This is a genomic window from Pseudomonas sp. E102, assembly GCF_052660185.1.
Map to the genome: position 1 here is coordinate 5,354,208 of NZ_CP084025.1, position 23,832 is coordinate 5,378,039.

At 61.2% G+C, this 23,832-nt stretch carries 19 protein-coding genes, 2 pseudogenes and 1 riboswitch; of the genes and pseudogenes, 10 read left to right on the plus strand and 11 right to left on the minus strand.

Features of this window, described 5'->3' with window-relative positions:
• Positions 1-52: 52 nt before the first annotated feature.
• The 3 genes from DOCECA_RS24210 to DOCECA_RS24220 all read left to right on the plus strand — a co-directional run bounded on the left by DOCECA_RS24210 (position 53) and on the right by DOCECA_RS24220 (position 4,018).
• Entirely contained in the window at positions 53-1,813 is a 1,761-nt protein-coding gene (locus DOCECA_RS24210) for a flavin monoamine oxidase family protein (RefSeq protein ID WP_434649783.1), read from the plus strand.
• 1,039 nt (positions 1,814-2,852) lie between these two features.
• Positions 2,853-3,404, plus strand: a complete 552-nt coding sequence (locus DOCECA_RS24215; protein WP_434609071.1) for a cytochrome b — start codon at positions 2,853-2,855, stop codon at positions 3,402-3,404.
• Between the two features lie 32 nt (positions 3,405-3,436).
• Positions 3,437-4,018 (plus strand): YceI family protein, encoded by a 582-nt coding sequence (locus DOCECA_RS24220; protein WP_420764999.1) that lies wholly within the window; start codon positions 3,437-3,439, stop codon positions 4,016-4,018.
• A gap of 244 nt (positions 4,019-4,262) precedes the next feature.
• On the opposite strand, the gene DOCECA_RS24225 is transcribed toward DOCECA_RS24220, so the two are convergent.
• The 5 genes and pseudogenes from DOCECA_RS24225 to ahcY all read right to left on the minus strand — a co-directional run bounded on the left by DOCECA_RS24225 (position 4,263) and on the right by ahcY (position 10,834).
• On the minus strand, positions 4,263-6,137 hold the full coding sequence (locus DOCECA_RS24225) for a DEAD/DEAH box helicase (protein ID WP_445571198.1): 1,875 nt from the start codon (positions 6,135-6,137) through the stop codon (positions 4,263-4,265).
• A 233-nt stretch (positions 6,138-6,370) separates the two neighbouring features.
• A pseudogene (locus DOCECA_RS24230) lies at positions 6,371-7,179 on the minus strand (substrate-binding periplasmic protein); the annotation flags it as partial.
• A gap of 55 nt (positions 7,180-7,234) precedes the next feature.
• Positions 7,235-8,317 carry a hypothetical protein gene (locus DOCECA_RS24235; RefSeq protein WP_445571199.1) on the minus strand — a complete coding sequence of 361 codons (1,083 nt, stop codon included), beginning with the start codon at positions 8,315-8,317 and terminating at the stop codon, positions 7,235-7,237.
• 81 nt (positions 8,318-8,398) lie between these two features.
• A complete protein-coding gene (gene metF / locus DOCECA_RS24240) occupies positions 8,399-9,244 on the minus strand; it encodes a methylenetetrahydrofolate reductase [NAD(P)H] (RefSeq protein WP_420764996.1) in 846 nt (281 codons plus the stop codon).
• A 180-nt stretch (positions 9,245-9,424) separates the two neighbouring features.
• The gene (gene ahcY, locus DOCECA_RS24245) at positions 9,425-10,834 is read right to left on the minus strand and encodes an adenosylhomocysteinase (protein WP_420764995.1); all 1,410 of its coding nucleotides are present in this window, start codon (positions 10,832-10,834) and stop codon (positions 9,425-9,427) included.
• Between the two features lie 23 nt (positions 10,835-10,857).
• Positions 10,858-10,964: riboswitch (S-adenosyl-L-homocysteine riboswitch) on the minus strand.
• 189 nt (positions 10,965-11,153) lie between these two features.
• On the opposite strand from ahcY, the gene DOCECA_RS24250 reads away from it, so the two are divergent.
• The gene (locus DOCECA_RS24250; RefSeq protein ID WP_420764994.1) at positions 11,154-11,555 is read left to right on the plus strand and encodes an acyl-CoA thioesterase; all 402 of its coding nucleotides are present in this window, start codon (positions 11,154-11,156) and stop codon (positions 11,553-11,555) included.
• 91 nt (positions 11,556-11,646) lie between these two features.
• Entirely contained in the window at positions 11,647-12,531 is an 885-nt protein-coding gene (locus tag DOCECA_RS24255) for a formate/nitrite transporter family protein (RefSeq protein WP_434561847.1), read from the plus strand.
• Here the strand turns inward: DOCECA_RS24255 and DOCECA_RS24260 are convergent.
• A complete protein-coding gene (locus tag DOCECA_RS24260) occupies positions 12,482-13,651 on the minus strand; it encodes an MFS transporter (protein WP_434561849.1) in 1,170 nt (389 codons plus the stop codon). The two genes, DOCECA_RS24255 and DOCECA_RS24260, sit on opposite strands and share 50 nt — an antisense overlap.
• Positions 13,652-13,850: 199 nt before the next feature.
• On the opposite strand from DOCECA_RS24260, the pseudogene DOCECA_RS24265 reads away from it, so the two are divergent.
• A pseudogene (locus DOCECA_RS24265) lies at positions 13,851-13,940 on the plus strand (EamA family transporter); the annotation flags it as partial.
• A gap of 45 nt (positions 13,941-13,985) precedes the next feature.
• Positions 13,986-14,369: an MAPEG family protein gene (locus DOCECA_RS24270; RefSeq protein ID WP_420764991.1), complete on the plus strand. Its 384-nt coding sequence runs from the start codon at positions 13,986-13,988 to the stop codon at positions 14,367-14,369.
• Positions 14,370-14,449: 80 nt separating this feature from the next.
• Here DOCECA_RS24270 and mltA read toward each other — a convergent pair whose 3' ends face one another.
• Positions 14,450-15,637 carry a murein transglycosylase A gene (mltA, locus tag DOCECA_RS24275; RefSeq protein ID WP_445571200.1) on the minus strand — a complete coding sequence of 396 codons (1,188 nt, stop codon included), beginning with the start codon at positions 15,635-15,637 and terminating at the stop codon, positions 14,450-14,452.
• Between the two features lie 123 nt (positions 15,638-15,760).
• On the opposite strand from mltA, the gene DOCECA_RS24280 reads away from it, so the two are divergent.
• Positions 15,761-16,210 carry a c-type cytochrome gene (locus DOCECA_RS24280; RefSeq protein WP_420764989.1) on the plus strand — a complete coding sequence of 150 codons (450 nt, stop codon included), beginning with the start codon at positions 15,761-15,763 and terminating at the stop codon, positions 16,208-16,210.
• A gap of 69 nt (positions 16,211-16,279) precedes the next feature.
• Here DOCECA_RS24280 and DOCECA_RS24285 read toward each other — a convergent pair whose 3' ends face one another.
• Positions 16,280-16,675 (minus strand): DUF1090 domain-containing protein, encoded by a 396-nt coding sequence (locus tag DOCECA_RS24285; RefSeq protein ID WP_420764988.1) that lies wholly within the window; start codon positions 16,673-16,675, stop codon positions 16,280-16,282.
• Between the two features lie 91 nt (positions 16,676-16,766).
• Positions 16,767-18,440, minus strand: coding sequence for an NAD-dependent DNA ligase LigB (gene ligB / locus DOCECA_RS24290; RefSeq protein WP_434701307.1), 1,674 nt, complete (start codon positions 18,438-18,440; stop codon positions 16,767-16,769).
• 207 nt (positions 18,441-18,647) lie between these two features.
• Here ligB and DOCECA_RS24295 point away from each other — a divergent pair, with 207 nt between their 5' ends.
• Positions 18,648-19,268 (plus strand): LysE family translocator, encoded by a 621-nt coding sequence (locus DOCECA_RS24295; protein WP_445571201.1) that lies wholly within the window; start codon positions 18,648-18,650, stop codon positions 19,266-19,268.
• Between the two features lie 75 nt (positions 19,269-19,343).
• Here the strand turns inward: DOCECA_RS24295 and metK are convergent, their stop codons facing one another.
• Together metK and DOCECA_RS24305 are read right to left on the minus strand one after the other, a co-directional pair.
• A complete protein-coding gene (metK, locus tag DOCECA_RS24300; protein WP_030137860.1) occupies positions 19,344-20,534 on the minus strand; it encodes a methionine adenosyltransferase in 1,191 nt (396 codons plus the stop codon).
• Positions 20,535-20,553: 19 nt separating this feature from the next.
• Positions 20,554-21,549 carry an ArsR/SmtB family transcription factor gene (locus DOCECA_RS24305; protein WP_420764985.1) on the minus strand — a complete coding sequence of 332 codons (996 nt, stop codon included), beginning with the start codon at positions 21,547-21,549 and terminating at the stop codon, positions 20,554-20,556.
• A 254-nt stretch (positions 21,550-21,803) separates the two neighbouring features.
• Here DOCECA_RS24305 and tkt point away from each other — a divergent pair, with 254 nt between their 5' ends.
• Positions 21,804-23,801, plus strand: a complete 1,998-nt coding sequence (tkt, locus tag DOCECA_RS24310; RefSeq protein ID WP_420764984.1) for a transketolase — start codon at positions 21,804-21,806, stop codon at positions 23,799-23,801.
• Positions 23,802-23,832 lie beyond the last annotated feature (31 nt).

Here is a 23,832-nt window from a genome sequence, read left to right on the forward strand (position 1 = left end):
CGACTGGCTCAAAAAACCGAAAATTCTTACGCTTTGTTCCGGAGTTCGTTGAATGTCTGCTGGTTGGCTGCGCGCCTGTGCGCTGGTGATGATAGGGCTGTTCAGCGTTTCGGCGCTGGCCAAGGACAAGCAACCGACGGCCATCGTCATCGGCGGTGGATTGGCCGGGCTGACGGCGGCCTACGAATTGCAGAACAAAGGCTGGGCCGTGACGCTGCTGGAAGCCAAGCCGAGCCTGGGCGGCCGCTCGGGCATGGCCACCAGTGAGTGGATCGGCAACGAAAAGACCCAGCCGGTGCTGAACAAATACGTCTCCACCTTCAAGCTGAGCACCACGCCGGCGCCGGAATTCGTGCGCACCCCGAGTTACCTGATCGACGGTACTTATTTCACCGCCGCCGACCTGGCGACCAAGCAGCCCGCCACCGCCGAAGCGCTCAAGCGCTATGAAACCACCCTGGACGAGCTGGCGCGGTCCATCGACGATCCGCTGAACCCGACGGCCACCAACACGCTGCACGCCCTCGACCAGATCACCGTGTCCAACTGGCTCGACCGCTTGCAGCTGCCCGCTACCGCGCGGCAGTTGGTCAATCAGGAAATTCGCACGCGCTATGACGAGCCGTCCCGCCTGTCGCTGCTGTATTTCGCACAGCAGAACCGCGTCTATCGCGGCGTATCCGACCGTGACCTGCGCGCCTCGCGCCTGCTCGGTGGCAGCCCGGTATTGGCCCAGGCGTTCGTCAAGCAACTGAAAACGATCAAGACCGGCTCCCCGGTCTCGGCCATCTCCCAGGACAAGGACGGCGTCACCGTCAAGGTCGGCAGCGTGGGTTACCAGGCGGACTACGTCGTGCTCGCGGTGCCGCTGCGGGCGTTGAACAAGATCCAGCTGACCCCGGCCCTCGATGCCCAGCACCAGGGCGCGATCAAAGGCACCAATTACGGCTGGCGCGACCAGATCATGCTCAAGTTCAAGACCCCGGTCTGGGACAGCAAGGCGCGCATGTCGGGCGAGATCTACAGCAACGCCGGCCTGGGCATGATGTGGATCGAGCCGGCTTTGAAGGGCGGGGCGAATGTGGTCATCAACCTGTCCGGCGACAATGCCCGGGTGATGCAGGCTTTTGGCGACAAGCAGATGGTCGACCAAGTGCTGATCCGCCTGCATGCGTTTTATCCCCAAGCGCGCGGTGCGTTCACCGGTTATGAAATCCGTCGCTACAGCACCGACCCTTCCATGGGCGGCGCGTACCTGGCGTTTGGTCCGGGTCAGATCAGCAAATACTGGCGCCTGTGGGAAAAGCCCTTGCAGCGCGTAGCTTTTGCCGGTGAACACACCGACGCCATGTATCCAGGCACGTTGGAAGGCGCGCTGCGCAGTGGCCAACGTGCCGCCAGCCAGGTTGAAGGCCTGGCGGCGGGCAAGTCGTTCGAACCAGCAAAAGTCGCCCCGGCCGCAGCAGCTGCCGCAGGAGCGGTGGCGGCGAAGAAAGGCAATTTCTTCAGTAACCTGTTCGGCGGCTCGGATGACGACAAGAAGCCGGAGCCGGCCAAGGCTCCCGAGCCGGTAGCGCCGCCTCCAGCGCCGGCACCGGCCCCCGTCCCAGCCCCTGCGCCGGTGGAGCCACCCGCGCCGGCGCCGGCGAAGACCGAGCCAGCCAAGAAAGCCACGGCCAAGCCAGCGGCGAAGAAGCCGGCGGCCAAGACCCCGGCTAAAAAGGCCCCGGCCAAGGCTCCAGTGAAAAAGGCTGAGCCAGTGAAGAAACCCGCCGCCAAGCCGGCAGCGACTACTGAGATCAAGGCTCAGTAAGGTCAGGTGCAAAGAACGCTGCCGTTCACTTAAGGCAATCAATAAACCCGTGGCGAGGGAGCTTGCTCCCGCTGGGCCGCGAAGCGGCCCCAGTCCTGCCGAATGCGGAGCATCAGGCACACCGCACCCGCCGGTTTACGACTGCTTCGCAGCCGAGCGGGAGAAAGCTCCCTCGCCACGGGTGGATCATTACGCCGACGTCCTACAGGGCTAGACGAGATATCGGAAACTTCCCACCCTTTAACCGGAAGCAGGCGATATAGCGCACCAAGCCAAAAGTCTAGGCTCCTCGAAGAACAGGAGCGCGTATGAAAATACTAATGGCAATGGTCGTATCGGTTTCGCTGTACGGGTGTGTGTATGGTGAATGTCGGGATCCCCTGATTATTCCGATGATTCCAGAACGGGACCCTCAGTTGGCGTACAAATGCACCTTTGATCCATACAAGCCTGAGTGCTCGGTTAATTGATTCAAAGCGTTAGACGCGTAGAACTGGAGCAACATATGAAACCGGTGGCGGCATTAATATTATTGATCATGCTCTTCGGCAGCGGCTGTACAGATGGCCGTATGATACTTAAAAAACACGATCCTCAATTGTCGTATAGATGCGATATGGATCCTTACAGGCCTGAGTGCGTCAACAGATAACTCTAGAGAGGCGGTAGCGAAAACGACCAAGTTTTTAATTTCCACGTCCTCAAATAAACTTTTGACCCGCTTTGGCTTGGACATCCGTCCCGGGACGAAGCCACGGAAAATATCGATACGAGCGCTTCCCCGGGGCTTGAGGAGACAGGGAATATCACCCAGCACGGCCTTTCGTGGAGCGAGCCTGCTCACGATGAGCCCCTTCCATCTTGCGGGATCCATGCCCGCTTCCCCTCTCCACCACGCAACGCATCCGCTTTAATCTTTCCTTAACCCACCCTCTGCAGACTGATCATCGTATTTCTCGATATTTCAAAGCGAAAATTTCCGCTTTAAATCGATAGATAAGTCGCTAGTCTTGATCGCAGTTTTTACAGGATATGAGCAATGCAGCTTCGCAACTCCTCTTCTCGTTATGGCTGGGTCAGCATCGTTTCCCATTGGGCCGTTGCCTTGGCGGTGTATGGGCTGTTTGCGCTGGGCTTGTGGATGGTCGGTTTGGACTACTACAGCACCTGGCGCAAAGACGCGCCGGAGCTGCACAAGAGTATCGGCCTGGTGCTGTTGGCGGTGATGGTGTTGCGGGTGCTCTGGCGTTTTGTCAGCCCGCCGCCACCTACCCTGGAAACCTACGGGCGACTGACCCGCGTCGGCGCCAAGCTTGGCCACAGCGCGCTGTATCTCGGGCTGTTCGCCGTGATGATTGCCGGTTACCTGATTTCCACCGCAGACGGTGTCGGGATCTCGGTGTTTGGTCTGTTTGAAGTACCCGCGCTGGTGTCCGGACTGCCCGATCAGGCAGACGTCGCCGGCCAGATCCACTTTTACCTGGCATGGGCGTTGGTAATTTTTTCCGGCCTTCATGCGTTGGCAGCATTGAAACACCACTTTATCGACCGTGACGCGACCCTCAAGCGCATGCTGGGGCGCCAAGCCTGATGTTCAACCTCGACTCCAAAGGAATAGAAAGCATGTTGAAAAAGACGCTCGCCGCCCTGGCAATCGGTTCTGCCCTGCTGTCCGCCGGCCAGGCCATGGCCGCAGACTACGTGGTCGACAAGGAAGGCCAGCATGCCTTCGTTGATTTCAAGATCAGCCACCTGGGCTATAGCTTCATCACCGGTACCTTCAAGGATATTGACGGCAAGTTCAGCTTCGACGCCGCCAAGCCTGAAGACAGCAAGATCGAGTTCAACGTCAACACCGCCAGCGTGTTCACCAACCACGCCGAGCGCGACAAACACATCGCCAGCGCTGACTTCCTGAACGCCAGCAAATTCGGCAAGGCCACGTTCGTGTCCACCAGCGTCAAGTCCACCGGCGAAAACACCGCCGACGTGACCGGTGACCTGACGCTGATGGGCGTGACCAAGCCGGTTGTGGTCAAGGCGACCTTCCTGGGCGAAGGCAAGGACCCGTGGGGTGGCTACCGTGCCGGCTTCGAAGGCACTACCACCATCAAGCGTTCCGACTTCGGCAAGCAGAAAGACCTGGGTCCGAAATCCGACGCGGTCGAGTTGTATGTCTCGTTTGAAGGCGTCAAGGCGAAGTAACGTTCGCCCCTGACGAAAAACGCCCCTGGTCTTGCGGCCAGGGGCGTTTTTTATTGCTCTGGATTTCGGCGATACAAAGGATGCTGGGGGGAGCGAGCTTGCTCGCGATAGCGGTGCTTCAGCCAACATCAATGTGGCAGGCCTGCCGCCATCGCGAGCAAGCTCGCTCCCACAGCTGGAAGAGTTCACAAAAAAAATGCCCCGGGTCGTGAGACCCGGGGCATTTTTCATGGCTTGGAGAAACTCAGCGATTGCGTGTCAGCAAGGCCGGTTTTTCGCCACGCGGACGGCTTGGTAATTGGTCCAGCTGCTCAGGCGTCGGGAAACGATCGGTTTTCGATTCCTTGTGGATGATTTTCGGCTGGTTGCCTCGCGGGTTCTGCACGGCGGGTTCCTGGCGAGGCTGGTCGTCACCACGGGCCTGGCGGCGAGGTCGGGAGTCTTCGCGCCGGGCCTGGCCGTCACGTGGGGCGCCGCTGCGCGGGCCGTTGCGCTTGGCCGGCGGGGTGCCGGTGGAAGAACCGTTGCTGTTGCGCGGGCCGTTCTGGCGACCTTGTGACTGGCCACCGCGCGGTGCGCCCGAACCTGCGCCTTGTGCCGGGGCGCCAGGACGGCGACCGCGACCCTGGGCCGGTTTCTGCTGTGGCACGTAGTCGACACGGTTACCGAAGTTATCGATATCGTCGTCGAGGAACTCGTCCGGGGCGCGATCGGTCGGGCCGCGATCGGCTGCGGCGCGAGGGGCAGGGCGCTGCTGTTCGCGGGCCGGCGTACCTTCGCGTGGTTTCTGCTCGCGGGCCGGGCGCTCGCCGCGACCGTTGCTGGCCGATTTGTCCTTGCCCTTGTCCTTGCCTTTGTCCTTGCGACCGCCGCCACTGCCATTCGGGCCGTCGCCCCGCGGGCCACGTGGGTTGCGCGGGTTGCGCACATCCGGACGCTCGCGCACTTCAGGCTTTTCGGCCTCGATCGTGCTGGCATCGAAGCCCATCAGGTCGCCGTCGGGGATTTTCTGCTTGGTCATGCGCTCAATGCTCTTGAGCAGTTTTTCTTCGTCCGGCGCGACCAGGGAAATCGCTTCGCCCGAACGACCGGCCCGGCCGGTACGGCCGATACGGTGCACGTAGTCTTCATCGACGTTCGGCAGTTCGAAGTTGACCACATGGGGCAACTGGTCGATATCCAGGCCACGGGCGGCGATGTCGGTGGCGACCAGGATGCGCACTTCGCCGGCCTTGAAGTCAGCCAGGGCCTTGGTGCGAGCGTTCTGGCTCTTGTTGCCATGGATCGCCACGGCCGGCAGGCCATGTTTGTCGAGGTATTCAGCCAGGCGGTTGGCGCCGTGCTTGGTGCGGGTGAACACCAGGACCTGTTCCCAGGCGCCTGTGGTGATCAAATGCGCCAGCAGGGCACGCTTGTGGCTGGCCGGCAGGCGGAACACGCGCTGTTCGATGCGCTCGACCGTGGTGTTCGGCGGCGTGACTTCGATGCGTTCCGGGTTGTGCAACAGCTTGCCGGCCAGGTCGGTGATGTCCTTGGAGAAGGTCGCCGAGAACAACAGGTTCTGGCGCTTGGCCGGCAGGCGTGCCAGCACTTTCTTCACGTCATGGACAAAACCCATGTCGAGCATGCGGTCGGCTTCGTCCAGCACGAGGATTTCCACGTGGGACAGATCGACGCTGCCCTGGCCGGCGAGGTCCAGCAGGCGACCGGGGCAGGCCACCAGCACGTCGACGCCGCGCGCCATGGCCTGGACCTGCGGGTTCATGCCGACACCGCCAAAGATGCAGGCACTGACAAATTTCAGGTCGCGCGCATAGACCTTGAAGCTCTCGTGCACCTGGGCGGCCAGTTCGCGGGTCGGGGTCAAGACCAGGACGCGCGGTTGGCGCGGGCCGTGGCGCTGGGATTTGTCTGGGTGACCGTTAGGGAACAGCCGCTCCAGGATCGGAAGGGCGAAACCGCCGGTCTTGCCAGTACCTGTCTGTGCGGCGACCATCAGGTCGCGACCTTGCAACACGGCGGGGATGGCCCGCTGTTGCACCGGGGTAGGCTGGGTGTAGCCGGCGGCTTCGATGGCGCCGACTAAAGCCTCGGAGAGACCGAGGGAAGCAAAGGACATGAGTAATCCTGTTTTTAGTGAGGGCCTGGCCCAATGGGATAGTCTTGCCTGGCGCGAATGCGGTCGATTGGAGACCTCATCCCGTCCGGTCCCGCCGGGTCTGGAAGACACGTCCGGACAGGGCTCGCGCGGGCTGGAAGCTGCGCTGTAGCGGTGTCGGGATGCCTTTTGCAAGACCGGGCGTCCGGGCGTGAGCCTGGCGGGAAGGCCGGAGTATAACAGAGCAATCGCCCTGCGCTGCTTTCCTGCTGCTCAACGGTGCATTTCAGCGTGACACCGCGTTGTGCCCAGCCGCCTTGGCCGCCGGAGCAGCGCCATAACGAGCACTCAGCTCGGCATAGGCCGGTTCATGCTTGAAACGCTTGAGCTCGGCGCCGAAGCGTTGCACGAGCAAGTCCATGCCCGCCTTGCGTCGTACCGCCAGGTATTGGCTCTGGCGGCTCACCACGGTGGGATTCTCTGTGATCTGGTTGTCCAGTTGAAGCGCCTTGACGGCGTGTCGGCCTACACGACGGTCGGTGATGAGCAGGTCGATGCGGCCCAGCTGTAACTTGCCGAAGTTGGCTTCGTGGGTCGGAGCCGCTTCCCGTTTGAATCGGCTCGATTCCCTGAACGCCTGGCTATACAGATAACCGGGCGACGTGCCGACGGTCAGCCCGTCCAGGTCGTCGAGCGTGCGAAAAGGGTGGGGGCGGGCGTTGGCATAGAACATGACGAATTCCACCTCCGACAGCGGTTCGCTGGGGTATAGCAGAAGGGCATCGCGCTCGTCGCTGTGGAATATGTCGAGCGCGCCGTCCGCCAAACCTTGCTCCAGCATGGCCAGGCAGCGCTTCCACGGCAGCAGTTGCCATTCCACATCGATGCCCAGGCGTTTGAACACAATGGCCGTGGTTTCATAGTCCAGGCCAAGGGTCTTGCCGTTTTCCTCGTAGACATAAGGTGCCCAGGGTTCGGTGACAATGCGCAACTTCTCGGCCTGGGCGGCAACGCTCAGGCACGAGAGAAGGAGGGCTGTCAGCAACGGGAGGATTACGGGCATGACCGGAGGTTACGACGAGAACTCATCAAATAGCTAGAGCGCTCTAGCACGTGGCTCAGTTGCTCTTTGTCTGCATCAGGTGTCGATAGATGGCTTCTCGGCGTTTACCCAGCACCAGGCGAATCACGGGATGGCTGAGCCAATGTTTGAGCTCATGGTCTTCCAAAGGCTTCTTCAACCGGTGCTCGACGTTCTCCAGGGCCTTTTCCCACCAGACCGGGCCGCACGCCTGGTCGAATGGATTGGTATGGCGATAGCAGCCGTACAGGATCTCGCGCATGAACTGACGTTTGTGACCGGGCAACGCCACGGTAATGAATTTGTAGGCCAGGCGCTGGAAGGTAGGTGGGCGCGGTAGTATGGCAGTGACTTGCCGCGTTTCATCCAGGGCATGTTGGCTCACGGGGGCTGCGCGGTGTTTGTCATACCAGGCCTTGGTCTTGGCCCGAAACAGCTGCTTGCGGCTCCAGTAGTGGTGAATCAGGTCTGGACATTCACGCACCTTGACCTTGCGATAGGCCGCCACCGAGAGGCAGAACTCTTCCAGGGTATAGGCTCCTTGGGCTAACGGATAAAATTCGTCCATCAGCGCAATGGAGTGATCGAGGATTGCCGCATCGACTGCGTACAGGCCAATCACGCCGGAATTGAGTAGCGGCATGTTGTCGTCGGCCAGTTCTCGTTGAGCCAAGGGCTGGGCGAGGGTCAGGTAAAGCCCGGCATCCTTGTTGGCGCCATAGTTCATGCCGACGGCATTGCACAACAGTGTGCCCGGCTCGATCCGCTTGAACAGCTCGATCGGCGAGCAATGGAAGAAGGTGTCCGTGTCGATCAGCAATGCCAGTTCGCTTTCCTCGAGCACCTTCCGCATGACCACGTGCTTGGCGCGGAAATGATAGCCGTGGGGAGCGATCCACCCTTGGCGCGTTTCGTTGTCCAGGTGGCGCACTCGAACGGGCAAATCCACGTACGGCGCGGCATTGTCGGTGAACACTTGGATGTCCAATGCCTCATCGGGGGTCTCCCGCAGGCCCGCCAAGGCGCTGGCGATACTGAACACCGCTTCCTGGTGATAGGTCTCGGCCCCATAGACCAGATAGATAAGTTGTGGGGTCGTCGACCTTTGACCATTCGGCATCGAGTTGCTCCTGATGTCCTTTTTTTAAAGAAAAAGGCCCTGGTTTTTGCCAGGGCCCTTTTGTACCACTGCATTAAGTCATTAACGCGGCAGTTTGAGATTGTTCCATACCGCGAGGCTAGGCTCGGCCTGGTTCAGGGTATAGAAATGCAGCCCCGGTGCGCCGCCTTGTAACAAACGCTCACACATTTGCGTGATGACCTCTTCGCCGAAGCGCTGGATGCTGGCGGTGTCGTCACCATAGGCTTCCAGCTGCTTGCGGATCCAGCGCGGGATTTCCGCGCCGCAGGCGTCCGAGAAACGCGCCAGCTTGCTGTAGTTGGTGATTGGCATGATTCCCGGAACCACAGGAATGTCCACACCCATCTGGCGAACACGCTCGACAAAGTAGAAATAGCTGTCGGCATTGAAGAAATACTGGGTGATCGCGCTGTTGGCGCCGGCGTTGGCCTTGCGCACGAAGTTGTGCAGGTCATCCTCAAAATTGCGCGCTTGCGGGTGCATCTCCGGATAAGCGGCGATTTCGATGTGGAAGTGTTCGCCGGTTTCCTCGCGAATGAATTCAACCAGTTCATTGGCGTGGCGCAGCTCTCCGCTGGCCATGCCCATGCCCGACGGAAGGTCGCCGCGCAGGGCAACGATGCGCTTGATGCCGGCTGCCTTGTATTGGGTCAGCAGGCTGCGCAGGTCGTCCTTGCTGTCGCCCACGCAAGAAAGGTGTGGCGCGGCGGGGACTTTGACTTCGCTTTCGAGCTGCAACACGGTGTTCATCGTGCGGTCGCGGGTCGAACCGCCAGCGCCGTAGGTGCAGGAGAAAAAATCAGGGTTGTAGCTTGCCAGCTGGCGGGCAGTGGCGATCAGCTTTTCATGCCCAGCATCGGTCTTCGTCGGGAAGAATTCGAAGCTGTAGCGACGGTCTTGGGACATGGTCATATCCTTGGAAACTCGTAGGCCGTGAGGCTTGCAGAGCCCTGTGGAGGCGGGCCAGTGTGGGAGCGAGCCTGCTCGCGATGCAGGCACCTCGATCGGACTGTCAGCCCGAGGCGACGTCGATCGCGAGCAGGCTCGCTCCTACAAAAGTGCATCCCCCCGGAAGGGGGGCGCCGATCAGTAACGGTAAGCGTGCGGCTTGAACGGGCCTTCGACGGTAACGCCGATGTAGTCAGCCTGTTGCTTGGTCAGCTTGGTGACCACGCCGCCGAAACCGCGGACCATTTCCAGGGCCACTTCTTCGTCGAGTTTTTTCGGCAGTACTTCCACAGTCAGGCGCTCGGCTTTCTGGGCCGGTGGCAGGTCGGCGTATTTCTGGCCGAACAGGAAGATCTGGGCCAGGACCTGGTTGGCGAACGAGCCATCCATGATGCGGCTTGGGTGGCCGGTGGCGTTGCCCAGGTTGACCAGGCGGCCTTCGGCCAGCAGGATCAGGTAGTCATCGTTCTGCGGATCGAAGCTGCCAGTGCCGGTGCGGTGAACCTTGTGGACCTGTGGCTTCACTTCTTCCCATGCCCAGTTCTTGCGCATGAAAGCGGTGTCGATCTCATTGTCGAAGTGGCCGATGTTGCAGACCACGGCGCGCTTCTTCAAAGCCTTGAGCATGTTGGCATCGCAGACATTGACGTTGCCGGTGGTGGTCACGATCAGGTCGATCTTGCCCAGCAGGGCTTTGTCGATGCTGGCTTCGGTGCCGTCGTTGATCCCGTCGATGAACGGCGAAACCAGTTCGAAGCCGTCCATGCAGGCTTGCATGGCGCAGATTGGGTCGACTTCGGACACCTTGACGATCATGCCTTCCTGACGCAGGGACTGGGCCGAGCCCTTGCCCACGTCACCGTAGCCGATCACCAGGGCCTGCTTGCCGGACAGCAAGTGGTCGGTACCGCGCTTGATGGCGTCGTTGAGGCTGTGGCGGCAGCCGTACTTGTTGTCGTTCTTGCTCTTGGTCACCGAGTCGTTGACGTTGATGGCCGGGATTTTCAGCTCGCCCTTGGCCAGCATGTCCAGCAGGCGGTGTACGCCAGTGGTGGTTTCTTCGGTCACGCCATGGACCTTGTCCAGCACGGCCGGGTACTTCTTGTGCAGCAGCTCGGTCAGGTCGCCACCGTCGTCAAGAATCATGTTGGTGTCCCATGGCTGGCCATCCTTGAGGATGGTCTGCTCCAGGCACCACTCGTACTCTTGCTCGGTCTCGCCTTTCCAGGCGAAGACCGGGATGCCGGCAGCGGCAATGGCGGCGGCAGCCTGGTCCTGGGTCGAGAAGATGTTGCAGGAGGACCAGCGCACTTCGGCACCCAGTGCAACCAGGGTCTCGATCAGCACGGCGGTCTGGATGGTCATATGGATGCAGCCGAGGATCTTCGCGCCCTTCAATGGCTGTTCGCCAGAGTATTTGCGACGCAGGCCCATCAGGGCTGGCATTTCGGATTCGGCGATGATGATTTCGCGACGGCCCCAGTCAGCCAGGGACATGTCGGCGACTTTGTAGTCGGTAAAAGCAGCAGGCGTGATAACAGCGCTCATCAAGAGCCTCCATTCGTAATGTATGCGAATGGGCGCCGTTGTGCGTTTAGTGCCTGTGCGGGGAGCCCCGTACAAGCAACGCCCCATCCGAGCCTGACAGGTCGAGCCTGCTGCAGCGCCCCTCGGACAGGTGGCGGGACCGGACCAAAGGGTGGGCCGGGTAAAGCGGGGCGATTATAACGGGCTAAGCGGATCTTCCAAAGGGTTTCTGTCGGCAAATCAAAATTGCCGATGATCGTTATAGGCGCCGCGGCGTAGAGCGGATCTGCACGGTCTGCCATGATGCGGGCATTCATCGGCCAGACGTCCAGGAGTGATCATGAATTTCCACACCCGCAAATGGGTCAAGCCCGAAGACCTCAATCCCAATGGCACGCTGTTCGGTGGCAGCCTGTTGCGCTGGATCGACGAAGAGGCGGCCATCTATGCCATCGTCCAGCTGGGCAACCAGCGCGTGGTCACCAAGTACATCTCCGAAATCAATTTTGTCAGCGCTTCGCGCCAGGGCGACATCATCGAACTGGGTATCACCGCCACGGAGTTTGGTCGTACCTCCATCACCCTCACCTGCGAAGTGCGCAACAAGATCACCCGCAAAAGCATCCTGACGGTGGAAAAAATGGTCTTCGTCAATCTTGGCGAAGACGGCTTGCCCGCCCCCCATGGCCGGACCGAGATCAAGTACGTCAAGGATCAATTCCAGGACGATGCCATCGAATAGGATGGCGATATGCCTCTCATTTGCGGGCACCACTGAACAGCTCCGTACGCCGCGTGTCGTAGCTACATCACGCCACCGGTTCAGGAGCTGTATGGACACTCATAAAGACGGCAAGACCCCTGATCTCTCGGCAGAGGAGCAGCACGAAGTCGACCGCAACCAGCCGCCTCGCGCCGCGGTGTTGCATGAAATCATCCGCACCCAGGGTGACCAGGAATTGGAGCGCAGCGTGGCGGCGCTGTGGTGGTCGGCCCTTGCGGCCGGGTTGACCATGGGGCTGTCGCTGATGGCGATGGGGCTGCTCAACTCGCGGTTGCCGGATCATGAAGGTTTCAAGGTGATCGCCAGCCTCGGCTATTGCGCGGGCTTCCTGGCGGTGATCCTCGCGCGCCAGCAATTGTTTACCGAAAATACCCTGACCGCTGTGCTGCCGATCATGAGCAAGCCGACACTGGGCAACTTCGGCCGGTTGTTCCGGCTATGGAGCGTGGTGCTGGTGGGTAACCTCTGCGGCACGCTGCTGGTGGCCTACGTGATGCTGCATCTACCGATTTTTGACCAGCGCACCGACCTGGCCTTTCTCGATATCGGTCGCAAGGTCATGGAAAACGACACGGGCCAGATGTTCGCCAAGGGCATCATCTCCGGCTGGATGATCGCCACCATGGTCTGGATGATCCCGTCCATGGAAAGCGCCAAGATGTGGATCATCGTGCTGATCACTTACCTCATGGCGCTTGGGGATTTCACCCACATCGTCGTCGGCTCGGCCGAGGTGTCTTACCTGGTGTTTGCCGGCCAGCTGTCGTGGGAAGACTTCTGGATGGTGTTCGCCGCACCGACGTTGGCGGGGAACATTATTGGCGGCAGTTTTATCTTCGCGCTGATCAGCCACGCCCAAGTGCGCAGCGAGACCAATACGCCCCTTAGTCGGCAAGGCGTGCCACGGCGCCCAAGCGACGCTGCCGAAAAATAAAGTAAAGCGCGGCCAGTACGGTCAGCCCGCCAACCAGGGCGCCGGTCCACGGCAGATCCGCAAGGTCGGCCCCGCTGGCGACGACCAGGCCGCCGATCCACGCGCCGGCGGCATTGCCAAGGTTGAACGCGCTCTGGTTCAGGGTCGAGCCGAGGTTCGGGGCCTCATGGGCCTGGTCAATGATCAGCAGTTGCAGGATCGGACAAAGGGCGAAGGCAAAGACGCCCCACAGCACCAGGGTAATCGCCGCCGGGATCACCGATCGGCTGGTCTGGCTGAAGGCGGCGAGCACCAGCACCACGGCCAGCGCCATGCCCACCAGGGATGGCAGCAAGCGCCGGTCGGCCAGGCGTCCACCGAGGAAACTCCCCGCCGTCAGGCCGACCCCGAATAGCAACAGCATGACGGTGACACCGTGAGGGCTGACGCCGGTGATGTCCTGCAGGATCGGCGCGATGTAGGTGAATACGCTGAACAGGCTGGTGGAGGCCAGCACGCTCATGCCCAGGGCCAATAACACGTTGGCCTTGCCCAATACCTTGAACTCGCTGGCGAGGTTGGCCTTGTCCATCGGGATTTCCTTTGGCAGCCAGACCCACTGGGCGATGGCCGCGATCACACCGATCACCGACACAGCCCAGAACGTCGACCGCCAGCCGGCATATTGGCCCAAGGCCGTACCCAGCGGCACGCCCAGGACATTCGCCAAGGTCAGGCCGGTGAACATCATCGCGATCGCCTGGGCTCGTTTGTTCGGCGCCACCAACCCGGCCGCCACCACCGAGCCGATACCAAAAAACGCCCCGTGGCATAACGCAGTGATGACCCGGGCGGCCATGAGGGTGGTGTAGTTCGGCGCCAGGGCGCAGAGCACGTTGCCCAGAATGAACATCAGGGTCATGCCCAGCAGCGTGGCCTTGCGCGGCATGTTCGCGGTGCCGATCGCCAGGATCGGCGCGCCGAACACAACCCCCAGGGCATAACCGGTAATCAGCAACCCGGCGTGAGGAATACTCACGGCCAGGTCTCGGGCGACGTCGGGCAGCAAGCCCATGATGACGAATTCGGTCGTGCCGATGCCAAAAGCGGCAACGGCCAAAGCAAGCAAGGCGAGTGGCATGCGCAAGGTCTCTGTCTATAGTCTTGACGCTCGGATCAGGCATACGCATGCCGACGCCTTGGTTCGGACGAACGAGGCGGCGGCAGAATTATTGGAATTGGTCTATGCGCAACTGAGTGCGGCGTGGTCGAGTGCAGTATAAACGGCTGCTAACGGATCGCGAGTCTATTCTGCAGGCGTAATGGAGCGCTTGTTCTTAGGCATGCACTGCCTGAAAGAACCTTTCGGCTGGCAGCGACTCTTAGCCTGCGGGCTGGTGCAGGTTGGCATGCTGGTGATGAAATCCTGAGATGCTTGCCTTCGAATCTCTAAAACTAATAAAGGAAAATGCGATATGACGGTTGCCCTGTGGTGTGTTTTGATCGCTTTTCTCCTGCCTTACCTGTGTATCGGCATCGCCAAGGCAGGCGGGAAATATAGGCTGCAAGATAACCACGATCCCCGGGACTTTCTCGACTCACTCGAAGGTGCTCCCCGGCGCGCCTACGCCGCGCAACTGAACAGTTTCGAAATCGCTCCGTTCTTTGCCGCCGCCGTGATCGTTGCGCACCTGGCCGGCAATGCCGAACTGGTGACCATCAACGTCCTGGCTGTGTTGTTCATCACCAGCCGCCTGCTCTACATCATTTGCTATTTGGCCGACTGGGCAGTCTTGCGTTCGCTGGTATGGTTCGTGGGGGTAGGGTTGGTGGCGAGTTTCTTCTTCGTTTCGGCTTGAACCCGGCTTTGGCGTTTCGGTGTTTTTGCCGGCCTCTCGCGAGCAAGCTCGCGATGGGGCCGGGACAATAAACACGTCCTTCAAGGATTGGCGCTGACCGCATTCGCCACCTGCGGCACCTGAGGCAACGCCATCCCCTTGGGCCACAGCATCCAGATCTGGCCTTGTTGCTTCATATCCCCCGCCAATTGCCCGGCGGCCTCGCCCGTGCCCCAGAACAGGTCCGCACGCACTTCGCCGGTAATCGCACCTCCCGTGTCCTGTGCTGCAACGGGGCGGTTCAAAGCGCTGCCGTCGGGTCGAGTCGTGGACAGCCACAACAGACTGCCCAAGGGAATTACCTTGCGGTCCACGGCCACGCTGTAGCCCGCGGTCAAAGGGACGTTCAGCGAGCCTCGCGGGCCTTCATTGCTGTCGGGGTTGCGGTTGAAGAATACGTAGCTCGGATTGCTGGCCAGCAATTCGGGAATACGGTTCGGGTGGGCCTTGGCCCAGGCACTGATGGTGCCCATGGTCACGTCTTCTTTTTTCAGCTCGCCCTGCTCAACCAGCCAGCGGCCAATGGGGCGATACGGGTGGCCGTTCTGGTCGGCATAACCGACGCGGAGTTGGCGGCCATCATCGAGACGGATGCGCCCCGAGCCCTGGATTTGCAGGAATTGCAGGTTCATCGGGTCTGTCAGCCAGGCGATGACAGGCGCCTTCACCCCGCTGTTCTCGATGGTGGCGGCGTCGTCATACGGCTTGAGCACCCGGCCTTCGAGACGGCCGCGCAGGCGTTTGCCCTTGAGCTCGGGATAAATGCTGTCCAGCGACACAATGATCATGTCCTCCGGTACACCGTAGACTGGCACGTTGGCGGTGGCAGTCTGGGTGAGGCTGCCGGGATAGACCGGTTCGTAGTAGCCGGTAATCAGGCCGTTGGGGCTGTTGTCCCCCGAACGCAGACCATAGACATCCAGGGTCTGCTTGAGGAAGTTGCGAACATCCTGTGGGGTCTGCGGCACATTCACCGCTGCCGCGCAGGTTGGGCCCCAGCTCGCGTCCGCCTTGAGCCGGACGCACGCGCTGCGCCAGGAGCCGAAGCCGGCCAGCAAGTCCTCATCGGACACCGGCGGCAACGCTTCCCAAGGTGCGTTGACGTAAGTGGCAAGGGCGTGAGTCTTGGGTTCTTCGACCTTTTCGCCGCGGTTGCAGCCGGCCAGCAGCACGATCAACGGCAGTGTCAGCGCCAGGTTTTTGTGCCATGACTTGAAGCGGCTATTCATGAAGGTTTCCTTTGCAATCGTCGGGTGCCTTCGCGCACTGGACAACCCGTATTGTTGATAGGGCCATTGGTCTTTTCTGGCGACCCGGGGATACTAACGGCCGTTTCCTGTCCCGAGGCAAAGATGTTTGTAAGACGATTTTCCATGGCTGTGCTGGCCTGCCTGATGTTATCCGGCTGCGGTGGCGTCGATCCCAACTCTCCCCTGGGCCAGCGCAAGGCGATTTTCAAACAGATGCTCAAGACCAGTGAAGAACTGGGCGGCATGCTGCGCGGCCGTGTTCCGTTCGACGGCGTGCGTTTTGCCGACGGCGCGGTAAAGCTGGACCAACTGTCTCACGAACCTTGGAAGCACTTCCCGCCGGTTCGTGAAGAAGACCACACCAGCGCCACGGATGAGGTTTGGCAAAAGCAGGCGCGCTTTCAGGAACTGGCCCGCAATCTTGAGGCGGCCACCGGTGAATTGGTGACGGCCAGCAAGGTCCAGCCTTACAGGGCCAGCAACCTGGGGCCGGCGGTGCAGAAAGTCGAAGATGCGTGCAGTGCCTGCCATAAAGAGTTTCGCAATCACTGATCGTGAAGCAGTGGGCAGTTTCAAAGCATGGAGCTTTGAGCTTGCCGCTTGAAGCTTGCAGCTTGCCGCTTATTTATCCAACTCATCCACCGCTTCCTGCAATTCCTTGCGGGAAGCCGCCAGTTTGTCTTTACGCTTGTTGATTCGCTCCGCGTCGCCTTTCTTCATGGCTTTTTCCAGGTCGGCCTGGCGACGACTCACCTCGTGCTTGGCCTCGAGGACCTTGTTTTCCCGCTCCTTGCGCAAGGATGCGTCCGTGCAATGAGTGGTCACTTCGTTCAGCGCTGTTTCGAGCCCGGCTTGCTGGGCCGAATTGCCTCGGGACTTGGCCAGTTCGATCTGGTTGATGATGCCCTGGCGCTTTGCCGCGCACCCGGTCAGCTCCGGGGGTTGCTCAGTTGCCATCAAAGGCGAAGCCATGGCACCACACAGGGCGAGCAGGGCAACGGGGGACAGGAAATTCATAGCAACTCCGTATAAAGGCTCTCGGGCGGTCGGTGTAGATGCGCTGTTGGAACGCATGTCCGCCCCTTGGGTTCAACCGCGCCGGGTCGAATCAGAAACCGTCGACGCCAGCGGTGTGTAGTGTTTCTCTCAAGGCCAGCACCTGCGGGTCGCGAAAAAAAGCGCTCAGTTGCGCGGCGCGTCCCGGCCCGATACCGGCTTCGGCTTGCCATTGTTCAATGCTGCGCCCAGCCAGCGCCTGCCACGATCCGTCCAGCTTGGCCTCAGCAGTGGGCGGCAGGCCAAGGGCCTTGAGCCATCGCCGAAAAGGCTGCTGCCGTGCGCTGTGCAGGCTGGCCAGCAGGCGGGCGCTGCTGCGCTCGCCGAAACCGGCAATGTTAGCAAGCTCCGTGGCATCGAGGGTCAACCAATCCAGTAATCCGTCGAGTCGACCCGCGGCCAGCAGCTTTTCCCAGGTGCCGGGGCCGACATGGGGCAGGCCGAGCCCATGTTTGCCACTGAGCCAGTTCAAGCGCGCAAGGAACTGGCTTTCGCAACCGGGCGTCGGCTGCCAGCAACTCAGGAAGTGGTAGTTGGCGGCGATCGGTACCTCGAGGTCCGGGCGCTCGACGCTGCGCAGTACAACGCTGTCGAGCCGTGGAATGGTCAACCCGGCCAGGCTGATGGCCACCTGGTCGCCGGGGCGGATGTCCATCTGCTCCCAACGCTTGAGCGAGCTGACGCTTACCCGCTGGATCTGGCGATCATCGAGCGTCACGGGCTCAAGCTCCAGCACGGGTGTGATGCGCCCGGTACGGCCGATCTTGAAACGCACCTTGCGTACCTGCGCCAGGGCCTGGGCGTACGGGTACTTCCAGGCCACGCTCCAGAACGGCGCCCGGGCCTGCCAGCGGTCGGCCGGTGGGCGGTGGCTCTGGCGCAGCACGATTCCATCGCTGGCAAATGGCAGGGGCGTGCGATACCAGTGGTTGCGCCAGTGTTCGGCATCGGCCAATGCCTCGACAGGCTGGCTGTAGCCGGTCGTATCGGCAAAGCCCAGCTCGTTCAGCGCGGCGATCCGTTCGGGCAGGGTCGCCGGGCCCTCGGGCCAGTCCCAAACAAACAGGCCGATTCCTGATGCCTGGCCGGGGGGCAGGTCTTTGCGGGCCATCAACCCGGCCACCGCCGATCGGGCATTGAGTCCGCCACGAGTGGCTTGTACATGATCGTCGAGCCGCCAATACAACTCGCCCTGAACGAGCAGGTCCGTGGGTTGACGCAACTGGCGGGGAATGGCCTCGATCTTGTGGGCGTTCGAAGTCCAGTCGTGCCCGTGGTTGCCATCGCCGCGGCTGATTGCCTGTTGCAGGTGCCCACCGTGATAGATAAGGGTCACCGCGACACCATCGACCTTTGGCTGGACCCAGACGTCCGATCGCCCTTCAAGCCAGTTCCCCACGGCTTTGGCATCCTGGAGTTTATCCAGGCCCGTATGAGCGACAGGGTGCGGTACTTTTCCGCCCGCCGTTCGCAAGGACGAGGCTAGGGGGGCTAGGCCCTGGCAACGGCGCCATTGCTCCAGCTGCATGCGGGACTGGTCGTACAGCTCGTCGGCCACCAGGGCGCGGCCGAGGCGATGATAGGCATCGTCCCAGGCGTCGACCTGTCGCTGGAGGATGTCGACCTGCGCCTGGGCGCGCTCCTTGGGCCAATCGGGGCACGGCGCAGCAATGGCCGGGGCCACGAGTGATAGATAACAGGCGAAGACGCGCAATAACGGCAGCATCGAAGCATCCTTGCTAAATGAGGTACTCGAAGGCTAGCCGCTGCCGTGAAAGGCGCGAGGCCTGGAGCGTTACCGGGTTTTACGAAGAAATGAAGGCGAATCGCCAACGGTACAGTCCGGGTCGATCTGGCTGCGCAACTGTCCCTTGAACCCGTCGGTGGCCGGTGCAGAATGGGCGCTCGATCCGATCTGCCAGGAGTGCAAACGATGGACCTGACGACGCTCGCTGTCTTCATCCCTGCCTGCTTCGCGCTGAACATGGCGCCGGGCCCGAACAACCTGCTATCGATCAGTAACGCCTCGCGTTATGGTTTCGTCCGAGCGTGCAGCGGCGGAGTGGGTCGATTGGTGGCCTTTGCCATCATGATTGCCCTGGCGGCGGTGGGGCTGACGGCTGTGTTGCACACCTCGGAATTGTTGTTCCTGGGCATCAAGCTTGTCGGCGCCGGCTATCTTTTTTACCTCGCCGTGCAGTTATGGCGCGCGCGGCCTGACGCCGGCAGCGAGGCGGCGACCAAGTCGATGAGCATGGCCAGCCTGGCGCGCCAGGAATTTCTGGTGGCAATCGGCAATCCCAAGGCGATTCTTTTATTTACCGCTTTCCTGCCGCAGTTCGTTGATCGTACTGGCACTGTCGCTCAACAGTTCGCCATATTGGGCGGGCTGTTCCTCGCCCTGGAATGCGTGGCGATCGGCTTGTATTGCTACATGGGCATTTATGCGCGGCGATTGTTTGCCCGGCCTAGCGGCAAGCGCTTGTTCAACCGGATGTGTGCGGCGTTGCTGGCGAGTGCTGCTTCGTTCTTGCTGGTGGCGCGGCGGACGTAGCAATACCCCTTTGTCAAAACGCAAAAAAAGCCCCTGGCGACCGAGTCACCAGGGGCTTTTTCATTGCAGCGCGTATTACAGGCCGGCAGCGGCGCGCAGGGCGTCGGCGCGGTCGGTTTTTTCCCAGGTGAATGTGGTGAAGGTGTCGTCGCCCACGGTCTTGGTCTGCGGCGTGCGACCGAAGTGGCCGTAGGCTGCGGTGTCCTGGTACATCGGGTGCAGCAGGTCGAGCATAGTGGTGATCGCGTATGGACGCAGGTCGAACACTTCACGCACCAGCTGGATGATCTTGTCGTCGCCGATCTTGCCGGTGCCGAAGGTATTCAGCGAGATGGACGTAGGTTGGGCTACGCCGATGGCGTAGGAAACCTGAATCTCGCAACGCTCGGCCAGGCCGGCGGCGACGATGTTCTTGGCGACATAACGACCGGCGTACGCCGCCGAACGGTCAACCTTGGATGGGTCCTTGCCGGAGAACGCGCCGCCGCCGTGACGCGCCATGCCGCCGTAGCTGTCGACGATGATCTTGCGACCGGTCAGGCCGCAGTCGCCCACCGGGCCGCCAATGATGAACTGGCCGGTCGGGTTGATGTGGAACTGGGTGTCCTTGGACAGCAGTTCGGCAGGCAGCACGTGCTTGACGATCAGTTCCATCACGCCTTCGCGCAGGTCCTTGTAGGACACTTCCGGGTTGTGCTGGGTCGACAGCACGACGGCATCGATGCCGACGACCTTGCCGCCTTCGTAGCGGCAGGTCACTTGCGACTTGGCATCCGGGCGCAGCCAAGGCAGCAGGCCGGATTTGCGGGCTTCGGCCTGACGCTGGACCAACTGGTGCGAGAAGGTGATCGGAGCCGGCATCAACACGTCGGTTTCGTTGCTGGCGTAGCCGAACATCAGGCCCTGGTCGCCGGCGCCCTGGTCTTCTGGCTTGGCGCGGTCAACGCCCTGGTTGATGTCCGGGGACTGCTTGCCGATGATGTTCATCACGCCGCAGGTCGCGCCGTCGAAGCCGACGTCGGAGCTGTTGTAGCCAATGCCGAGGATCACGTCGCGAACGATCTGTTCCAGGTCGACCCAGGCCGAGGTGGTGACTTCGCCGGCGATGATCGCCACGCCCGTTTTCACCAGAGTCTCGCACGCCACGCGGGCGAACTTGTCTTCAGCAATGATGGCGTCCAGCACCGCATCAGAAATCTGGTCGGCGATTTTGTCCGGATGCCCTTCAGACACGGACTCGGAGGTGAAAAGGGAGTATTCGCTCATCTCGATGTTTTCCTACAAGTTACCGATGGTGAGTGTCGCCAGCCGGCCGCTGAAAATGGCGGACCTGTATCTGGAAACCATTACGTAAGCCTACATAGAGGCTTTCCCCGGGCACGAGGCCCGCAGCGGTGGCCCAACGGGCCAGATCGTCCTGTTCAAACCCCAGCCAGAGATCACCGCAGGCCTCCTTGGCCCAACTCTGGTTGTGGCTGCATAACTCTGTCACCAACAGGCTACCGCCCGGTTGCAGCAGGTTGGCCATGTGCTTGAGCGCGTCGGCCGGTGCGGCAAAGTGGTGGAGCACCATGTTCAATACAACGCAATCGGCCCGCAGGCTCACGCCGTTCAGGGCATCGGCCAATTGCAGGCTGACATTAGCCAGGGACTCGCGCTCACATACCTGGCGGGCCAGTTCGAGCATCGCCGGGCTGTTGTCCAACGCTGTCACCTGGCTGAAGCGACGCGCCAGTTCCGGCAGGAAAGCGCCGTCGCCGGGGCCGACTTCCATCGCCGTGGCACAGGGGCCGAAGCTCAGCTTGTCGAGCAGTGCCACGACGCTGTCACGGTATTGCGGCAGCCCGGCGATCAGGTCCTGCTGGGCGCGAAATTTCTCTGCTACTCGTGCGAAAAAATCCTGGCTGGCGGCGGCGCGTTGCCCGTGGACCTGGGCAATGCGGTCCTGTACCTCCATCGGCAGGTCCAGCTCGTCCACTTCTTCGAGCAGCGCGGCGTGCAGCTTGCCACCCAGAAGCTCGGTGTGGGGCAGGGCGCGCCGATAGAAGATCGCGTTGCCTTCGCGCCGCGTAGCCACCAGGTCGGCCTGGGCCAGGACCTTGAGGTGATGGCTCATGCCCGACTGGCCAATGCCGAAGATCTGCGCCAGCTCCAATACACCGAACGAGTCGTTCGCCAGGGCGCGCAATACATTGAGCCGCAACGGATCGCCGCCGGCCTTGCAAAGGGCCGCCAGCTCATCGCTGTCATCATGGCGAATGGAAGGCACGCGTAAGTTCATGGGCGGCAGTCTAGTGACGGGCCTGGTCCATCGCAAGGCCAATATCAAAAAGTTTTGATATTGCTCGATAAATGGCACTTCCTTGCGTGTGCTTGACTCTACCCACCATCAGCGGAAAGGTTTCACCTGCCCGATGCGACTTTATCCGCCGCAAATATCGCCTTTGGACGAGTATCTGATTGCCCCGGGGCGGGTGGGTGAGGGAAAATGCTCGCCTTTTTCAGTTTCGTTATTCAAAACCCAGGAGATCAGCGATGCCCAGCCGTCGTGAGCGTGCCAATGCCATTCGTGCCCTCAGCATGGATGCCGTGCAAAAAGCCAACAGCGGCCATCCCGGCGCCCCCATGGGTATGGCGGATATCGCCGAGGTGCTTTGGCGCGATTACCTCAAGCACAGCCCGAGCAACCCATCGTTCGCTGACCGTGACCGCTTCGTGCTGTCCAACGGCCACGGCTCGATGTTGATTTACTCGTTGCTGCACCTGACCGGTTATGACCTGTCGATCGATGACCTGAAGAACTTCCGCCAACTGCACAGCCGCACCCCGGGCCACCCGGAATACGGCTACACGCCAGGCGTGGAAACCACCACCGGTCCACTGGGCCAAGGCCTGGCCAACGCCGTGGGCTTCGCCCTGGCGGAAAAAGTCCTGGCGGCGCAGTTCAACCGTCCCGGCCACAACGTCGTCGACCATCACACCTACGTATTCCTGGGTGATGGCTGCATGATGGAAGGCATTTCCCACGAAGTCGCTTCCCTGGCTGGCACTCTCGGCCTGGACAAGCTGATCGCTTTCTACGATGACAACGGCATCTCCATCGACGGCGAAGTCGAAGGCTGGTTCACCGATGACACGCCCAAGCGTTTCGAAGCCTACAACTGGTTGGTGATCCGTAACGTCGACGGTCACGACCCGGAAGAAATCAAGATCGCCATCGAGACGGCCCGCAAGAGCGCTCAGCCAACCCTGATCTGCTGCAAGACCACCATCGGTTTCGGTTCGCCGAACAAGCAGGGCAAGGAAGATTGCCACGGCGCGCCATTGGGTGCCGAGGAAATCGCCTTGACCCGTGCCGCGCTGAAGTGGGAACACGGCCCGTTCGAAATCCCGGCCGACATCTATGCCGAATGGGACGCCAAGGAAAAAGGCCGCGCGGCCGAAGCCGAGTGGGACCAGCGTTTTGCGGCCTATTCCGCCGAATTCCCTGAACTCGCCAACGAACTGGTGCGTCGCCTCAGCGGCGAGCTGCCGGCCGATTTCGCCGAAAAAGCTTCGGCGTACATCGCCGAAATCGCGGCCAAGGGCGAAACCGTCGCCAGCCGCAAGGCCAGCCAGAACACCCTGAATGCCTTCGGCCCGCTGTTGCCGGAGTTGCTGGGCGGTTCGGCCGACCTGGCTGGTTCCAACCTGACCCTGTGGAAAGGCTGCAAAGGCGTGACGGCTGAAGACGCCAGCGGCAACTACATGTACTACGGCGTTCGTGAATTCGGCATGAGCGCGATCATGAACGGCGTTGCCCTGCATGGTGGTCTGGTGCCCTACGGCGCGACTTTCCTGATGTTCATGGAATACGCTCGCAACGCCGTGCGCATGTCGGCACTGATGAAAAAGCGGGTGCTGTATGTGTTCACCCACGACTCCATCGGCCTGGGCGAAGACGGCCCGACCCACCAGCCGATCGAGCAACTGGCGAGCCTGCGCTGCACGCCGAACCTGGACACCTGGCGCCCATGCGACGCCGTGGAGTCGGCCGTGGCCTGGAAACATGCCATCGAGCGCAACGACGGCCCGTCGGCGTTGATCTTCTCTCGCCAGAACCTACAACACCAGGTCCGCGATGCCGGCCAGATCGGCGATATCAGCCGTGGCGGCTATGTGCTGAAGGACTGTATCGGCGAGCCTGAGCTGATCCTGATCGCCACCGGTTCGGAAGTTGGCCTGGCCGTCCAGGCCTACGACAAGCTGACCGAGCAGGGCCGCAACGTGCGCGTGGTTTCCATGCCATGCACCAGCGTGTTCGATGCCCAGGACGCCGGCTACAAGCAAGCGGTGTTGCCACTGCAAGTCAGCGCGCGGATTGCCATCGAAGCCGCTCACGCCGATTACTGGTACAAGTACGTGGGCCTGGAAGGTCGCGTGATCGGCATGACCACCTATGGCGAATCGGCGCCTGCCTCGGCGCTGTTCGAGGAATTCGGCTTCACCCTGGACAATATCCTGGGGCAGGCTGAAGAGCTGCTGGAAGACTGATCCACATAAGTTGTCTGTTCTGCCATCGTCG

Bases quoted from the DNA above. Each gene is read 5' to 3' on its own strand.
- DOCECA_RS24210 (WP_434649783.1), top strand. From the start codon at position 53: ATGTCTGCTGGTTGGCTGCGCGCCTGTGCGCTGGTGATGATAGGGCTG.
- DOCECA_RS24215 (WP_434609071.1), top strand. From the start codon at position 2,853: ATGCAGCTTCGCAACTCCTCTTCTCGTTATGGCTGGGTCAGCATCGTT.
- DOCECA_RS24220 (WP_420764999.1), top strand. From the start codon at position 3,437: ATGTTGAAAAAGACGCTCGCCGCCCTGGCAATCGGTTCTGCCCTGCTG.
- DOCECA_RS24225 (WP_445571198.1), bottom strand. From the start codon at position 6,137: ATGTCCTTTGCTTCCCTCGGTCTCTCCGAGGCTTTAGTCGGCGCCATC.
- DOCECA_RS24235 (WP_445571199.1), bottom strand. From the start codon at position 8,317: ATGCCGAATGGTCAAAGGTCGACGACCCCACAACTTATCTATCTGGTC.
- metF (WP_420764996.1), bottom strand. From the start codon at position 9,244: ATGTCCCAAGACCGTCGCTACAGCTTCGAATTCTTCCCGACGAAGACC.
- ahcY (WP_420764995.1), bottom strand. From the start codon at position 10,834: ATGAGCGCTGTTATCACGCCTGCTGCTTTTACCGACTACAAAGTCGCC.
- DOCECA_RS24250 (WP_420764994.1), top strand. From the start codon at position 11,154: ATGAATTTCCACACCCGCAAATGGGTCAAGCCCGAAGACCTCAATCCC.
- DOCECA_RS24255 (WP_434561847.1), top strand. From the start codon at position 11,647: ATGGACACTCATAAAGACGGCAAGACCCCTGATCTCTCGGCAGAGGAG.
- DOCECA_RS24260 (WP_434561849.1), bottom strand. From the start codon at position 13,651: ATGCCACTCGCCTTGCTTGCTTTGGCCGTTGCCGCTTTTGGCATCGGC.
- DOCECA_RS24270 (WP_420764991.1), top strand. From the start codon at position 13,986: ATGACGGTTGCCCTGTGGTGTGTTTTGATCGCTTTTCTCCTGCCTTAC.
- mltA (WP_445571200.1), bottom strand. From the start codon at position 15,637: ATGAATAGCCGCTTCAAGTCATGGCACAAAAACCTGGCGCTGACACTG.
- DOCECA_RS24280 (WP_420764989.1), top strand. From the start codon at position 15,761: ATGTTTGTAAGACGATTTTCCATGGCTGTGCTGGCCTGCCTGATGTTA.
- DOCECA_RS24285 (WP_420764988.1), bottom strand. From the start codon at position 16,675: ATGAATTTCCTGTCCCCCGTTGCCCTGCTCGCCCTGTGTGGTGCCATG.
- ligB (WP_434701307.1), bottom strand. From the start codon at position 18,440: ATGCTGCCGTTATTGCGCGTCTTCGCCTGTTATCTATCACTCGTGGCC.
- DOCECA_RS24295 (WP_445571201.1), top strand. From the start codon at position 18,648: ATGGACCTGACGACGCTCGCTGTCTTCATCCCTGCCTGCTTCGCGCTG.
- metK (WP_030137860.1), bottom strand. From the start codon at position 20,534: ATGAGCGAATACTCCCTTTTCACCTCCGAGTCCGTGTCTGAAGGGCAT.
- DOCECA_RS24305 (WP_420764985.1), bottom strand. From the start codon at position 21,549: ATGAACTTACGCGTGCCTTCCATTCGCCATGATGACAGCGATGAGCTG.
- tkt (WP_420764984.1), top strand. From the start codon at position 21,804: ATGCCCAGCCGTCGTGAGCGTGCCAATGCCATTCGTGCCCTCAGCATG.